The organism is Streptomyces sp. NPDC039424 (genome assembly GCF_055639495.1).
This window is the reverse complement of sequence record NZ_JBVKAI010000011.1, coordinates 1-13,691: the sequence shown is the minus strand read 5'-3', so window position 1 is coordinate 13,691 and position 13,691 is coordinate 1. Positions and strand designations below refer to the sequence as shown.

The window sequence follows — 13,691 nt, the reverse complement described above, 5'->3', positions numbered from 1 at the left end:
ATGAATCCCCGGGGCGCTTGAACACACCCGCGTCCGGCTCCGTATGGGACGGGGGCTTGCCATGCCGGCCGGCCATGAGGTGCGGGAGTACTACCTTGGGACGCAACAAGCGCAGACGCCCGACAGGCGCACGACGCGCGACCTTCGCCGCGGTCGCGCTGATGCTGGGCGGAGGTGGACTGGTCGCGGCGAACGTCTACGCGTCGGCGACCGAGGGCGGCACGGGCGACGACGCCCAGGTGCGGCGGGACGGAAGCGGCTGGGGCCAGGGTTCGGCCACCATCGACTGCCCGGACGTCGGCAGCCGCCTGACCTCCGTGCCGGACCCGGCGAGGGCGGACGTCGACCGCGAACTCGCGCTGCTGGACCAGCAGGTCGCGGCCGCCTACCAGCAACTCCAGGCGTCGGCGCGGGAGATCCAGCAGGACCCGGGGTCGGCCGACGGCACGATCATGGATCCGCTGAAGGAGAAGCGGACCGCGACCATCGAGCGCATCGCCGCCGCCATCGACCGCGCCGGCGACCGCCCGCAGGGCCTGGAGGACCAGGCCGCGTGCACCCTGCGCCCGCCCGCCGACCAGGGCGACGGCGAGCAGGGCGGCCAGGCCGAGGGCGACCAGAACCAGGGCGGCGGCGACCAGGACCAGGGCGGCAACGGCAACGCCGGCCAGGGCGGCAACGGCCCCGTGGCCGCCGACTACGCGGACATCACCGGCGTCCAGCCCAACGCCCAGACGCCGCCCGCGCAGGACGACGCCTCGCGCGGCAGCTTCATTTCGAGCTGCGGGGTCAACGCGAACGGCCTGTTCAACTCGGACAACGTGATCGTCGCGCCCGGCGTCACCAACGGCGCCCACCACTTCCACGACTACGTCGGCAACCAGGCCAACAGCGCCTTCGCCAGCGACGAGGACCTGGCGAACGGCGACACGAGCTGCGTGGACCAGGGTGACAAGTCCTCGTACTACTGGCCGGTGCTGCGTCTGCAGAACGGCACCGAGGAACGCGACGCCGACGCTCCCGGCGGCGGCACCGAGGGCAACGCCGGTCAGATCGTCACGCCCAAGGAGGTCACGCTGACCTTCGAGGGCAGCCCGCGCGGCAAGGTCACGGCCATGCCCCGGCTGCTGCGCATCATCACCGGGGACGCCAAGGCCTTCGTCAACGGCCCCGCGAACGCCAACGCCTCCTGGAGCTGCACCGGTTTCGAGGACCGGCAGCTGAAGGACAAGTACCCGCTGTGCCCCTCGGGCAGCGACGTCGTGCGCACCTTCAGGTTCCAGAGCTGCTGGGACGGCCGGAACATCGACAGCGCCAACCACCGCACCCACGTGGCCTTCGCCGACCCCGAGGGCAAGTGCCCGGAGGGCTTCCAGGCCATTCCGCAGCTGGTGCAGCGCATCGTGTACGACGTCGCCGCGCCCAGCCTCCAGGACGGCGGCCGGACCACTCCGCTGTTCGCCGTGGACTCCTTCCCGGAGCAGCTGCACAAGCCGGTCACGGACCACGGCGACTTCATCAACGTCTTCGACGAGGGCTTGATGCGGGACATGGTCGACTGCATCAACTCGGGCCGCACCTGCGGCGCCGACGAGGAGCCGAACCCCGGGAACGGTGGGGGAGAGCAGCCCTCCGAGGAGCCCTCGCAGGAACCGTCGCGACAGCCCTCGCAGGAGCCGACGGCCGAGGAGCCGACGGCCGAGGAGCCGACGGCTGAGGAGCCGACGTCCGAGGCCCCGTCCTCGCAGGCGCCGAGCACGGAACCGGCGAACGACCCCGAGACCCCCGCCGCCCCCGCCCCGTCCACCAAGGCGCCCCGGGTCTACACGACGACGTCCTCCACCCGCAACGCCACGGCCGCACCGACCCGGCACGGCTCGCACGGCGACAAGGGCAACACGACCGCCGACAAGGGCGACAAGGCCGACCGGTCCACCGCGCCCGAGGAAACCCCGGCCACCGCGGCGGCGGAGTCGTCCGGCGCCGCCGCACCGACGGCCGCGCCTGCGCAACCGCCGAACGACGCGGCACAAGCGGCATCGCAGACCGAACCCCAGGAGGTCCAGGGGGGCCTCGCCGAGACGGGGGCGCACCTGTGGCCCGGAGCGCTCGGGGCACTGCTCCTGATCGCGGGCTTCGTCGTGCTGCGCCGCGGCGGTCGCGCTTCGAGGTGACGCCGGACCGGCGCCCGGTGCACACCGGGCGCCGGCGGCGGTCTCAGGCGATGCGCAGGGTCCGCTTCGCCAGCTCGTACGCCGGGAGCATCTCCTCGTGCTCCTCGGTGTCGAACCCGCCGAGGTGCACGACGACGGGGCCGTCCGGGGTGGTGACGGCGAAGGCGCACTCCTGCTTGGACTCGTCGAGGAGCTTGCTGGTGTAGACGTACTCGACCTCGACGCCGGAGACACCGCCCGTCTTGAAGGCGCGGTACGTCTCCTTGCTCGTGTTGTCCTCCGCCGCCACGAAGGCCCGCAGGACGGCCCGGGCGTCCGCGTCGCCCGGTTCGCCCTTCCAGACCCGCAGGAAGCCGATGTTCCCGGCGGGCTTGGCGTCGATCTCGCAGGCGGCGGTGACGGGGCCCTGATGGAGCAGCGCGTCGGCGATGTCGGCGGCCAGGTCGTCGTCGGAGCCGCTCGTGGACTTTCCGGCGTCGACGGCCTTCGCCTTCCAGCTCTTCGCGACGTCGAAGCTGACGGGCAGTTCGCAGGCCGAACCGGCCGCACCGACACTGCCGCCCTTCTCGGCGGTCGCGCTCGTCGCCGACGCGCCGGCGGACGCCTTCGCGTCCCCCTCCCCGTCCGTCGACTCCGCACAGCCCCCCAACACCGCCGCCAGCAACAGCACCTGCGCCACTCTGCCGCGCACAGCCCCCACCTCGACCCGCACTTCCGTACCCCCTTCTGTCCAGGTCGGACACTGTAACCGAGGGCATCGACACGGTCGTAAGCGATATACGGGGCCCGGACGGAGGACCGGCCTTGCGGCCGGACGGCGCGCCGGGCAGGGTGCGGGGTGTGCCCACCCTGCTGATCGTCCACCACACCCCCTCGCCCAACTGCCAGGCCCTGCTGGAGGCCGTGGTCTCCGGGGCGACGGCCCCCGAGATCGAGGGGGTCCGCGTGGTGCGCCGCGCGGCCCTGTCCGCCACCGCGTCCGATGTGCTCGCCGCCGACGGATACCTGCTCGGCACACCCGCGAACCTCGGCTACATCTCCGGCGCGCTCAAGCACTTCTTCGACCAGGTCTACTACCCCTGCCTGGACGAGACGCGCGGCCGGCCCTTCGGCTCGTACGTGCACGGCGGCAGCGACGTCACCGGCGCGCTCCGCGCGATCGAGACGATCACCACGGGCCTCGGCTGGCGGCGGGCGGCCGACCCCGTCACCGTGACCGGCGAGCCCGGCAAGGCCGACGTCGAGGCGTGCTGGGAGCTGGGCGCGACGCTCGCCGCGGGTCTGATGGACATGCCCTGAACGGGAAGCGAGGTCCGCGCTACGTCCACCGCATGCCGATGCCGGACAGCTGCTCGACCCGTTCCGGCGTCAGCGTGGCGGCGCGGGAACGCTGGTTGCTGATCCAGGCGCCCAGCCTGACCTGCCGCTCCTGTGCGCCGTCGGCCGGGGCGACGGTCTCCACGTGCTTGCGCGGCACGATCAGATGGCCCTCACGCCGGTAGAACTGGGTGGCGGCGGCGAGGTTCACCGCCCACTTGTCGGCGTGGGACGTACGCGGTCCGGGCCGTTCCTCCTCGGCGGCCGGCTCGATGCCCAGCACGTGCTCGCACAGCCACCGCTGCCCCGCCGTCAGCCCGTCCCAGCCGAGGCGCTGCGCGCGGACCCACCGGCCGAGGTCCTCGCCCTGGCGCACGGTCCCGCCCGGCGCGAGGGGCAGCCGCCCGCCCTCGGCCAGGTGCAGCCGGGTGAGGTGGAAGCGGCGCTGCCACTCCACCGGCCAGGCGGGACACCAGGCGGGGTCGATCTCCTCCAGCCGCTCCCGGCGTTCCTCGGACAGCGCGCCGGGGGCCGCCTCCGCCGTCGGGTCCTCGGCGGCCCTGCGGGCGGCGGCCCGCTGGTTCTTCAGCCAGATGCCCACCTTGAAGCCCTGGTGGGTCGCGTCGTGCGGGGCGAGGAGGTGACCGTGCTCGGCGGCCCAGGCGCGGGCCGCGGCGAGCCCCTCCTCCCAGGCGACGTCGAAGTGCGACCAGACCATGCCCAGCCGCTCCAACTGGCGGACCCGGTCGGCGTCGAGGCTGCCGCGCGCGTGGAAGCGGCGGGCGTCGGCGATCCACTGCCCGAGGGGGAAGCCCGCGAGAGAGGCCGGCCACCCGTCGGCCTCGGCCCGTTCGCCCCCGGGCACCCGCAAGGTGAACGGCACCCGCAGGTCGCCGTGGGCGCGGGCGTACAGGGTGGCCGCCTCGACGCCGCGCCGCCAGTGGGCGTGCTCGGGGTTGATCACGCGCAGCTCGACGAAGGCGGCCAGCTGCGCCGGGTCGCGCGGGGTGGAGAACTTCAGCAGCGCCCTGGCGGGGGCGCTCACGCCCGACGGACCGGGCTCGGCGTCCTCCTCCTCGGCGAGGGTGCGGCCCTTCGGGGCCCGGCTCGGCGCCTGCGGTTCGGCGAGCCGCTCCACGATCCGCGCGTCATGGGCGCGCAGCGCCTCCAGCAGCCTGGCCAGCCCCGCGTACGCCCTGCTGCTGAGCATGTTGTCGGGTGTCTCGCCCGGCCCGAGCAGCACCGGCACCACCAGCGACGCCGTCTTGCCCTCACCGGGCCGGATGCGCAGGGCGCGCCCCACCGCCTGGACGAGGTCCGGCATGGAGCCGCGTACGTCGGCGAAGTACACCGAGTCGCAGTGCCGGGTGTCGACGCCCTCCCCGAGGACCCGTACCGAACTCAGGAAGGCCCGGCGCGCCCGGGCCCCGTCGGCGGTCTTCAGCCGGGCGAACGCGTCCAGGACCCGGCGCCGGTGCGGGGGCGGATGGTCGCCGCACAGCCAGTCGGCCCACACCGTGCGCGGGTACCGCCGGGGCTCGGCGGCGTGCAACCGGGCCGCGGCCTCGCCGAGCCCGGCCGCGAAGGCCTCCGCCTCCCGGACCAGGTGGTGGAAGACGAGCGTGCGCCGCAGCCCCTCCTCGCGCGCCGCCTTCAGCAGCGCGGCCTGCAGCGCGGCGAGCCGCGCGCCCCGCATCTCGTCCGTGCGGCCCTCGATGCCGAGCAGCCGCGCGGCCTGCAGCTGGGTGTCGGTGACGTCGACGCACACCACCTGGTAGGGCGCGCAGATCCCGCGGTCGATCGCCTCCGACAGGGTGAGGGTGTGGCAGCGGGCGCCGAACGGGCCTTCGGGGTCGTCGTCCATGGAGGCGACGAGCTCGCCGGGCGCCCCCTGCCCGGTCTCCTCGTCGGGCTGCCACAGCCGGGGGGTGGCGGTCATGTACAGCCGCCGCAGCGACGGGATCCGGGCGTTGTCGTGGACGACCGCCCACGGCTTGCCGATCCGTCCCGAGGTCCGGTGCGCCTCGTCCACGACGATCAGGTCCCAGCTCGGCAGCCCGGCCGCGTGCGCCCGCTCCAGGGTGCCGAGACCGAGCGAGGCGTACGTGGCGAAGACGGTGACCCGGTCGAAGGGCCGCGCCCAGGCGGCCAGCTCGCCCGCGTCGGTGGTGTTGGGGAAGGGGGCCTGGTCCCCGCGCAGCGAGGACACGCCGATCACCGGCCCCGTACGTCCGCCCGCCCGCCAGGCGGCCTCGGTCTGGGTGAGCAGGTCCAGCGACGGCACCAGCACCAGCACCCGGCCCGCGCGCAGCTCCTCGGCGCCGCGGACCGCCACGAGGGTCTTGCCGGAGCCGGTGGCCATGACGACCTGGGTCCGCAGCCCCCGCGGGGGCAGGGACGCGCCGGCCAGCGGTTCGAGCGCGCGGACCACGGCGTCCACGGCCTCGCGCTGGTGGGGACGGAGTCTCACGGGGACGACGATAGCGCCGCCCGCGTCAGCGTTGGTGCCGGCGGCGCAGCAGGTGGCGGGCGAGGAACGCGGCGGCCAGGACCCCGAGGGCGAGGAGCACGTAGAGCTGGTAGCGGCTGATCTCGTCGTAGATCGTGTCGATGTGGGTGCCCGCGACGTAGGCCAGGGTCGTCCACAGGCCGACCCACAGGGCCGCGCCGAGCGCGTTGAACGCCGAGAAGCGCCGCCAGGGCATGCCGGTGGTCCCCGCGATGACGCCGCCAGTCTGCCGCAGCCCCTCGACGAACCGGGCCACGGTGACGACCTTGCCGCCGTGCCGGGTGAAGAACTCCTCGGCCGCGTGGAAGCGTTCCGGGGTGAGGAACACATACCGGCCCCACCGGTGGACGAGGGCCCGGCCGCCGGACCTGCCGATCAGATAGCCGACGTTGTCCCCGAGCACGGCCGCGGCGAACGCGATGACCGCCACGGCCACGATGTTCAGCCGGCCCGCCCCGGCGTACACGCCCGCCGCGATCAGGATCGTCTCGCCCGGAGCGGGGACCCCGAAGTCCTCCACGAGGACCACGGCACCGACGGCCCAGTAACCGTAGTGGCTGAGCAGCGGCGCCAGGTGGGCCAGGGGACCCGGAATCGGAGGGGCCATGCCCTCCACCGTACGACCCCGCCCGGCCGTGCTGACGCGCTGTCACCGTCCGGCTGTCAGGACGCGGGCCCGGAACGCTGCTGGGGGTGGTCGGGGCCGGGCTTGGGGCGGGTCCGGGTCCAGGACGGGTCGGCCATGCGGACGCCGGGGTGCGCCGGGGGCGGTGGGGGGACGGGGAGGAGAGCGGAACAGGGGGTGTACGGGGCGGTGCTTGGCGGTCGGATCATCAGCGGGGTGTCCTTCGGCCGAGTGGGGGTGGGCCGGGCGAGCGTGGGGCTACGGCGCCGGAGGGGAGGCCGGCGCGGGGCGGGTGTTACCGGGGGCGTCAGGGTCCGTGGCGAGCTCGGCCCAGACGACGCGCCCGGACCGGTGGGGGAGGCCCGTCACTCCCCAGTCGGTGCTCAGTGCCTCGACCAGCAGCAGCCCGCGGCCGCTCTGGTCGTCGGGGCCCGGTCGCCGGGGCGCCGGACGTGAGGAGCCGCGGTCCTGGTCCTCGACCTCGACCCGCAGCCGCCCGGCGGTGGCGTGCAGCCGGCACACGATCCGGTCGCTGGCCGAGTGCGTGAGCGCGTTGGTGACGAGCTCCGAGGTGACGAGGACGGCGCCGTCGGCCGCGTCGCCGTCGATGCCCCAGCCGGTCAGCGCCTCGCGCACGCTGCGGCGGGCCGGTGCGACCGACGCGGGGACGGCTGGCAGGACGAACGCGTGCGTCCGGTGGGGCGGTTCGGCCCCGGAGGCGAGCCGGTCGGGGCCGTCGGGCCCAGGGAGTCGACCGGTGTGCTCGCCTCCGGGTGGTCGGGTGGAGCGCGCCGCCTGCGACGAGCGCGGTCGGTGCAGGGGGTGGGGGAGGGAGGGCGGGGGCATCGCCGTACGCCTTTCGTCCGGCTCGCGTCGTGGGGGGTGCTGGTCTCGCGTCCACCGGCCGCGCGGGGACGCAGACGGCGACCCGGGCGCGGCGGCGCCGGACCCCAGCCCGGTCTCCCCCGACTGGGCTGTTCCGCCTGCTCCTTCGTCGGCCGGAGCAGTGAGTCCACTGTGGCACCTGCCAACAACGGCTCGCAACCGGCAAGTTGAAATTTGCAAGTAGCCACGTGCATGCTGCTCCCGGCGATAAAAGATCGAGTGAGCCTGTGAAAGCGATCACGTGAGACGGTGACCCTGCAGCCGACGGTGTGAGGGGGTAAGGCGTGACCGCGGAGACCGACTGGGGCGGCGCCCCTTCCGTCCTGCGCATGATCCTCGGCAGACAGTTGGAGGAGCTGCGGACCCGGGCCGGTCTGACGTACGAGCAGGCGGGCGCGGCGATCGGGGTCAGCCACTCCACCATCCGCCGGATGGAGGCCGCCAAGGTGGCCCGGCTCCGGCTGGCGGACGCCGAGAAGCTGCTGCAGACCTACGGTGTGCGGGACCAGCAGGAGATCGACACCTTCCTGCAGTCGGTCCGCGAGGCCAACAAGCGCGGCTGGTGGCACACCTACCGGGACGTCATGCCCGACTGGTTCGCCGCCTATCTCAGCCTGGAGCAGGCGGCGTTGCAGATCCGCGCCTACGAGAACCAGTTCGTGCACGGGCTGCTGCAGACCAAGGAGTACGCGCACGCCCTGCTGGGCGCGGGCAATCCGCACGCCTCCGGCCAGGCCACCGAACGCCGGGTCGCGCTGCGCATGCGTCGCCAGGAACTGCTGTCGCGGGACGCGCCGCCGCGGTTGTGGGTGGTGATGGACGAGACGGTGCTGCGCTGGCCGGTCGGCGGCGCCGGCGTGATGCGCGCCCAGATCGACCACCTGATCGACCTCAACCGGCTGCCCCATGTGACCCTGCAGATCATGCCCTTCGCCAACGGCCCGCATCCGGCGATGCGGGCCGGCGCGTACCACGTCTTCCGGTTCCGGGCCCCCGAACTGCCCGACATCGTCTACCTCAGCGGCCTGGTCGGCGCCGTCTACCTGGACAAGGGCGACGACGTCGTGGTGTACCGCGAGGCCCTGGACCGGCTGGGCGCCCAGGCGGCGCCCGCCAAGAAGACCGAGGCATTGCTCGGTTCGATTCGCAAGGAGCTCTGACGTGCACCACCACATACGCAACGGCATGCCGTCCCGGGACCTGGGCGCGCGCGGCTGGACCAAGCCGTGGAGCGACGACGCCGGGGGCGCCTGCGTGGAAGTGAAGAAGCTCGCCGACGGCCGTGTCGCCGTCCGCCAGTCCACCGACCCCGACGGGCCGGCGCTGGTCTTCACCCCGCGCGAGATGACGCGCTTCCTGACGGGCGTGAAGGCGGGTGACGCGGACTTCCTCCTGTGAACTCCCCTTGTTCTGCCGAGCGTTGCCCCGTTTTCCCCGCATCCTGGATCCGCTCCGGACCCTTATGACTTCCCCGACTCGAATGGGAGACACGGCGTTGCCCGACAACGGATGGCCGGCCGACCGCATCGACACCGAGAACGCCCACTCCGCCCGGATCTACGACTACATCCTGGGCGGCAAGGACTACTACCCCGCCGACAAGGAGGCGGGCGACGCCATGTCCCGGGAGTGGCCCGCCCTCCCCGTCCATATGCGCGCCAACCGCGACTGGATGAACCGCGCGGTGCGCTGGCTCGCCGAGGAGGCGGGCATGCGCCAGTTCCTGGACATCGGCACCGGCATCCCCACCTCCCCGAACCTCCACGAGATCGCCCAGTCGGTGGCCCCCGAGTCCCGGGTGGTCTATGTGGACAACGACCCCATCGTCCTCACCCTCTCCCAGGGTCTGCTGGCCAGCGCGCCGGAGGGGAAGACCTCGTACATCGAGGCCGACTTCCGCGACCCGGCGGCCATCCTGGACGCCCCCGAACTGCGTGAGACCCTCGACCTCGGAAAGCCGGTCGCGCTCACGGTGATCGCCATCGTGCACTTCATGCTCGACGAGGACGACGCGGTCGGCGTCGTGCGCCGCCTGCTGGAGCCGCTGCCCTCGGGCAGCTACCTGGCCATGTCCATCGGTACCGCCGATTTCGCGCCCGAGGAGGTGGGCCGCGTCGCCCGCGAGTACGCGGCCCGCAACATGCCGATGCGGCTGCGCACCCTCGACGAGGCCCACGAGTTCTTCGACGGCCTGGAACTGGTCGAGCCGGGCATCGTCCAGGTGCACAAGTGGCACCCGGACGGCACGGGGGACAAGGACATCCGCGACGAGGACATCGCGATGTACGGGGCGGTCGCCCGCAAGCCGTGACCCGGGCGGGGCCGGCCGGCCGGTGTCTACGGCGCGATCAGCAGCGCCTCGGCACCCACCGGCCGGTACCCGGCCGCCTGGAAGGCGCGCACGCTGCGCGCGTTGCCCGCGGCCTGCTGCGACCACACCGGCCGGCCGTCCGGTACGAGATGCCGCGCGGCCGTGGCCAGGGCCCGGCCGAGTCCCCGGTGGCGCGCGTCCTCGTCGACCTCGACCGCGGTCTCCCAGCGACCGGCCACGCCCCGGCCGAGGACGACCGTCCCGCCGTCGGCCGTCCAGACCCGCACGTCGTCCCGGCGTTCGCGCGCCAGGGCCACCCGCGGATGGCCGGGGTCGGCCAACTCCCTTAGCACCAGCGGTGGTTCACCGGGCAGCGCGCTCGCCACGGTGAGCAGGTCGATGGTGTCCGTGGACCGTCCGGTGCGCTCCAGGAACGCCGCGAGGAACCGCGGGTTCATCGTGGCCGCCAGCGCGTCGCAGTCGACGGCGGCCAGGGTGTCGTACACCCACTCGGGGTCCTCGTCCGTGAACACGACCGAGTGCGCGGTGAGGGCGAGTACTCCGGCATCGCGGTGGCTGGGCTGCGGCACCACGGTCGTACCGCCGTCGGGCGGCGGGAAGTGGCCCCGCGCGGCGGCGTCCAGGATGTCGGCCAAGGCCGGGCTCATGCTCGTTCTCCGGTCCACTCCCCGGCGCGCATCACGTGCCGCCCCTTGAGCTCGTGCTCCCCGTGCCAGGCCTGGATCGCCTGCGGAAGCACCCTGAAGTACGCGTAGGAGGGGTGGTCCTCGCGCGGATCCCAGCCCCACCGCCGGGCGAAGGCGTCCGCGGTGGCGGCCGGCACCTGCTGGGCGGTGAAGGTCTCCACGGAGGCGTCGATCAACACCACGTCCTGGGTGTCACCGAGCGCGAGGCGGGCCCGGCCGGTGTCGCGCAGGTTGCGTCCCGTCGGATTGGTGATCCTGGTCGACAGCCACACCGCCGCTCCGTCCCACAGGAACCACAGCGGCACCAGGCACGGCAGCCCGTCCGCTCCGGCCGTGGCCACCCAGGTGTCCGTCCCCGTCCCCAGCTTCTCCAGCACGTCACGCCGCCGCTGCCCGGCGTCGCGCGGCTCCCCGGTGATCTTCATACGGTGACGCTACCGACCCCTGGGCCGCGCCGCCTCGGGCGCTGGTCCTACGGCTGCGGACCGAGGGGGACGGGCCGAGTGCCCTCAGGGCCGCCCGCCGAGCGGCGTGGCGCAGGACACAGATCGCCCCGGATTGCCGGTGAGGCGGGGGAGGGAAGGCATAGTCGTGCCATGATCTTCTTGAAGGGAGCATGACACCCGTGACGCTCGTTGCGCCTCCCCCCATCCCCAGGGCGGCGGGCTCGCTCCCGCTGCTGGGTCACGCCGTACAGCTCTGGCGGGACAACCTCGCTTTCATCGCGTCGCTGCGCGAGAAGTACGGTCCCCTGGTCGAGATCACCCTCCAGCCGGGCACCCGCACGATCGTGGTGCAGGACCCGGCACTGATCCGCACGATGCTCACGGACCTCGGCCCGAGCCTGGACAAGGGCCGGTTCTTCGAGAAGATGGGCCAGTTGCTCGGCGAGTCGGTGGTCACCGTGGCCGGACAGGACCATGTGCGCAAGCGGCGCCAGCTCCAGCCCGCCTTCGGACGTCCCGAGATCGCCCGCTACGTCGAGGTCATGCGCGGCGAGGTTGAGGCCACCATCGGGGCATGGACGCCCGGTCGGCCCCTGGACGTCCGCGAGTCGATGATCAAGCTGTCCCTCGACATGCTCGTCAAGACCGTCTTCTCCGGCAGCCTGGACGCGGCCACGTTCCGCCGGCTGCGCGAGGATCTGTCCGTGGTGCTGGACAGTGTCGGGGTACGGGTGATGCTGCCGGACTGGGTGGAGCGCCTGCCGCTCGCCTTCAACCGCCGCTTCCGCCGTGCCCGCGACGGTGTGCGGGCCACGATCGGCAGTGCCATCGCCGCCCTGCAGACCTCCGGGCACGACACCGGCGACATGCTGTCCATGCTGTTGCGCGCAGAGGACGAGACGACCGGCCGCCCGCTCACCGAGGAGCAGGTCTGCTCCGAGATCCTCACCCTGGCGCTGGCCGGCACCGAGAACACGGCCACGGTGCTGTCCTGGGTGCTGTACGAACTCGCCCGCCACCCCGACGTCGAAGCCCGGGTCCTCGCCGAACTCGACGAGGTGCTCGGCGGCCGTCCGGTCACCTTCGACGACATCACGCGCCTGCCCGTTCTGGAGCGGGTCATCACGGAGGCCCTGCGGCTGCACCACACCGGATGGCTCGTCACCCGCCGCACGATGACGGAGACCCGTCTGGGCGCCTGGACCCTGCCCGCGGGAACCGAACTCGCCTACTGCCAGCACGCGTTGCACCGCGACCCGGCGTTCTACCCGGCGCCCCTGACCTTCGACCCCGACCGCTGGCTGGACGGCGACCAGACGCTGCCGCCGGGCGCGTTCGTCCCCTTCGGCGCGGGCAAGCACAAGTGCATCGGCGACCGGTTCGCGATGACCGAGCTGATCACGGCCCTCGCCACGATGCTGCGCCGCTGGAAGCTGGAACTCGCCCCGGGTCAGACGGTTCGGCCCGTGGCCCGGGCCACCGTACGGCCCCGGACCCTGGTGATGACCCCGCGCCCGCGAGACGCCTTCGGGCAGGACGTGGCCGCGTGAGCGGTACCTCTTGAGTGCCCCTCGGCCCCGGCCGGTCCGGCGTCACGCCCAGGGGGTGTCGCGATCGCTCTTCCCGCTTCCCCGGGAGACCAGCCGGAAGGCCGTCAGCAGGGCGAGCGGCCAGAGCGCCGCGAAGCCCCACACCATGGCCGGGTCCGAAGTGCGGATGCCCAGGACGCCGAGGACGACCGACCCGCACATCAGGACGGCGGCCGCCAGGGGCAACCACACCCGGGGGCGCGAGGCGGTCATCCGGCGGGCGAGACGCCGGTCGCGCCGCAGCTCCGCTTCCATACGGAGCAGGGCGATCCGTTCGTGGGCCGTGAGTTCGACATCATCCGAGTGACTCCGGTCGTTCATGACGAGCGGGTGCCCCGAGTACGGCGTCCGATGCCCCACTGCCCGGAGTCCGTCGGGAACGGAGGTCGGCGTGGCTCCGGCGGCCCGCGTGCCGATGTCCCGCGATGCGGCGCCCGCCCCACGCGTTTCTCATGGAGAGGGAGGGCTCTGTCGTCCCGAGCCCCGAGCCCCATCAATCATTCGCCACGACTTAATTGCGCACAATACAGCTGCGCGGCCGAGGAGATCGCCATGACGGACACCGCTCCCACCCCCACCCGCCCCGTCCTGGAGCCCGCCGCCCAGGCCTTCGCCGACGCCTCCGCGAACCCGCCGTATCTCTTCGACCTCGGTCCGGCCGAGGGGCGCAGGCGGTCGACGAGGTGCAGTCCGGGGAGATCGCCAAGCCCGCGGTCGACGAGGAGTGGGTGACCGTGCCCGGCGGCCCGACCGGCGAGGTCCGCGCCCGCATCGTCCGCCCGGCGGGGGCCACCGGGCGACTGCCGGTGATCCTCTACATCCACGGCGCGGGCTGGGTCTTCGGCGACGCCCACACCCATGACCGCCTGGTGCGCGAGCTCGCCGTCGGTGCGAACGCCGCGGTCGTCTTCCCCGAGTACGGCCTCTCGCCCGAGGCCCGCTACCCGGTCGCGATCGAGCAGAACTACGCGGTCGCCCGCTGGGTCGCCACCGACGGCGCCGGGCACACCTCGACGCCACCCGCATCGCGGTCGCCGGTGACTCCGTGGGCGGCAACATGACGGCCGCCCTGACTCTCATGGCCAAGGAGCGCGGCGACGTCCCGCTGGTCCAGCAGGTCCTCTTCTA

13 protein-coding genes and 1 pseudogene are annotated in these 13,691 nt (G+C 73.3%); 7 read left to right on the top strand and 7 right to left on the bottom strand.

The window, feature by feature from the left end:
* Nucleotides 1-95: 95 nt before the first annotated feature.
* Complete coding sequence (locus ACZ7L0_RS25585; RefSeq protein ID WP_471244881.1) at nucleotides 96-2,174, top strand: DUF1996 domain-containing protein; 2,079 nt, start codon at nucleotides 96-98, stop codon at nucleotides 2,172-2,174.
* A gap of 43 nt (nucleotides 2,175-2,217) precedes the next feature.
* Here ACZ7L0_RS25585 and ACZ7L0_RS25580 read toward each other — a convergent pair whose 3' ends face one another.
* Nucleotides 2,218-2,886 (bottom strand): lipoprotein, encoded by a 669-nt coding sequence (locus tag ACZ7L0_RS25580; protein ID WP_471244880.1) that lies wholly within the window; start codon nucleotides 2,884-2,886, stop codon nucleotides 2,218-2,220.
* Nucleotides 2,887-3,014: 128 nt separating this feature from the next.
* Here ACZ7L0_RS25580 and ACZ7L0_RS25575 point away from each other — a divergent pair, with 128 nt between their 5' ends.
* Nucleotides 3,015-3,473, top strand: a complete 459-nt coding sequence (locus ACZ7L0_RS25575) for a flavodoxin family protein (protein ID WP_471244879.1) — start codon at nucleotides 3,015-3,017, stop codon at nucleotides 3,471-3,473.
* Between the two features lie 19 nt (nucleotides 3,474-3,492).
* On the opposite strand, the gene ACZ7L0_RS25570 is transcribed toward ACZ7L0_RS25575, so the two are convergent.
* The 3 genes from ACZ7L0_RS25570 to ACZ7L0_RS25560 all read right to left on the bottom strand — a co-directional run bounded on the left by ACZ7L0_RS25570 (nucleotide 3,493) and on the right by ACZ7L0_RS25560 (nucleotide 7,471).
* The gene (locus tag ACZ7L0_RS25570) at nucleotides 3,493-5,961 is read right to left on the bottom strand and encodes a helicase associated domain-containing protein (protein WP_471244878.1); all 2,469 of its coding nucleotides are present in this window, start codon (nucleotides 5,959-5,961) and stop codon (nucleotides 3,493-3,495) included.
* Nucleotides 5,962-5,986: 25 nt separating this feature from the next.
* Nucleotides 5,987-6,607 (bottom strand): DedA family protein, encoded by a 621-nt coding sequence (locus ACZ7L0_RS25565; protein WP_471244877.1) that lies wholly within the window; start codon nucleotides 6,605-6,607, stop codon nucleotides 5,987-5,989.
* Nucleotides 6,608-6,883: 276 nt separating this feature from the next.
* Nucleotides 6,884-7,471, bottom strand: coding sequence for an ATP-binding protein (locus ACZ7L0_RS25560; protein ID WP_471244876.1), 588 nt, complete (start codon nucleotides 7,469-7,471; stop codon nucleotides 6,884-6,886).
* Between the two features lie 323 nt (nucleotides 7,472-7,794).
* Between ACZ7L0_RS25560 and ACZ7L0_RS25555 the strand changes: the two genes are divergently transcribed.
* From ACZ7L0_RS25555 to ACZ7L0_RS25545, 3 genes are all read left to right on the top strand, one after another.
* Nucleotides 7,795-8,670 carry a helix-turn-helix domain-containing protein gene (locus ACZ7L0_RS25555; protein ID WP_471244875.1) on the top strand — a complete coding sequence of 292 codons (876 nt, stop codon included), beginning with the start codon at nucleotides 7,795-7,797 and terminating at the stop codon, nucleotides 8,668-8,670.
* A gap of 25 nt (nucleotides 8,671-8,695) precedes the next feature.
* Complete coding sequence (locus ACZ7L0_RS25550; protein WP_471245103.1) at nucleotides 8,696-8,908, top strand: DUF397 domain-containing protein; 213 nt, start codon at nucleotides 8,696-8,698, stop codon at nucleotides 8,906-8,908.
* Nucleotides 8,909-9,005: 97 nt separating this feature from the next.
* Nucleotides 9,006-9,821, top strand: coding sequence for an SAM-dependent methyltransferase (locus ACZ7L0_RS25545; protein WP_471244874.1), 816 nt, complete (start codon nucleotides 9,006-9,008; stop codon nucleotides 9,819-9,821).
* 26 nt (nucleotides 9,822-9,847) lie between these two features.
* On the opposite strand, the gene ACZ7L0_RS25540 is transcribed toward ACZ7L0_RS25545, so the two are convergent.
* Together ACZ7L0_RS25540 and ACZ7L0_RS25535 are read right to left on the bottom strand one after the other, a co-directional pair.
* Nucleotides 9,848-10,489 carry a GNAT family N-acetyltransferase gene (locus ACZ7L0_RS25540; RefSeq protein ID WP_471244873.1) on the bottom strand — a complete coding sequence of 214 codons (642 nt, stop codon included), beginning with the start codon at nucleotides 10,487-10,489 and terminating at the stop codon, nucleotides 9,848-9,850.
* Nucleotides 10,486-10,953, bottom strand: coding sequence for a pyridoxamine 5'-phosphate oxidase family protein (locus tag ACZ7L0_RS25535; RefSeq protein ID WP_471244872.1), 468 nt, complete (start codon nucleotides 10,951-10,953; stop codon nucleotides 10,486-10,488). Before ACZ7L0_RS25535 ends, ACZ7L0_RS25540 begins: the two co-directional genes overlap by 4 nt.
* 200 nt (nucleotides 10,954-11,153) lie before the next feature.
* Between ACZ7L0_RS25535 and ACZ7L0_RS25530 the strand changes: the two genes are divergently transcribed.
* The gene (locus ACZ7L0_RS25530) at nucleotides 11,154-12,524 is read left to right on the top strand and encodes a cytochrome P450 (RefSeq protein ID WP_471244871.1); all 1,371 of its coding nucleotides are present in this window, start codon (nucleotides 11,154-11,156) and stop codon (nucleotides 12,522-12,524) included.
* A gap of 42 nt (nucleotides 12,525-12,566) precedes the next feature.
* Here ACZ7L0_RS25530 and ACZ7L0_RS25525 read toward each other — a convergent pair whose 3' ends face one another.
* Entirely contained in the window at nucleotides 12,567-12,884 is a 318-nt protein-coding gene (locus ACZ7L0_RS25525) for a DUF3040 domain-containing protein (protein ID WP_471244870.1), read from the bottom strand.
* A gap of 231 nt (nucleotides 12,885-13,115) precedes the next feature.
* Here ACZ7L0_RS25525 and ACZ7L0_RS25520 point away from each other — a divergent pair.
* A pseudogene (locus ACZ7L0_RS25520) lies at nucleotides 13,116-13,691 on the top strand (alpha/beta hydrolase); the annotation flags it as partial.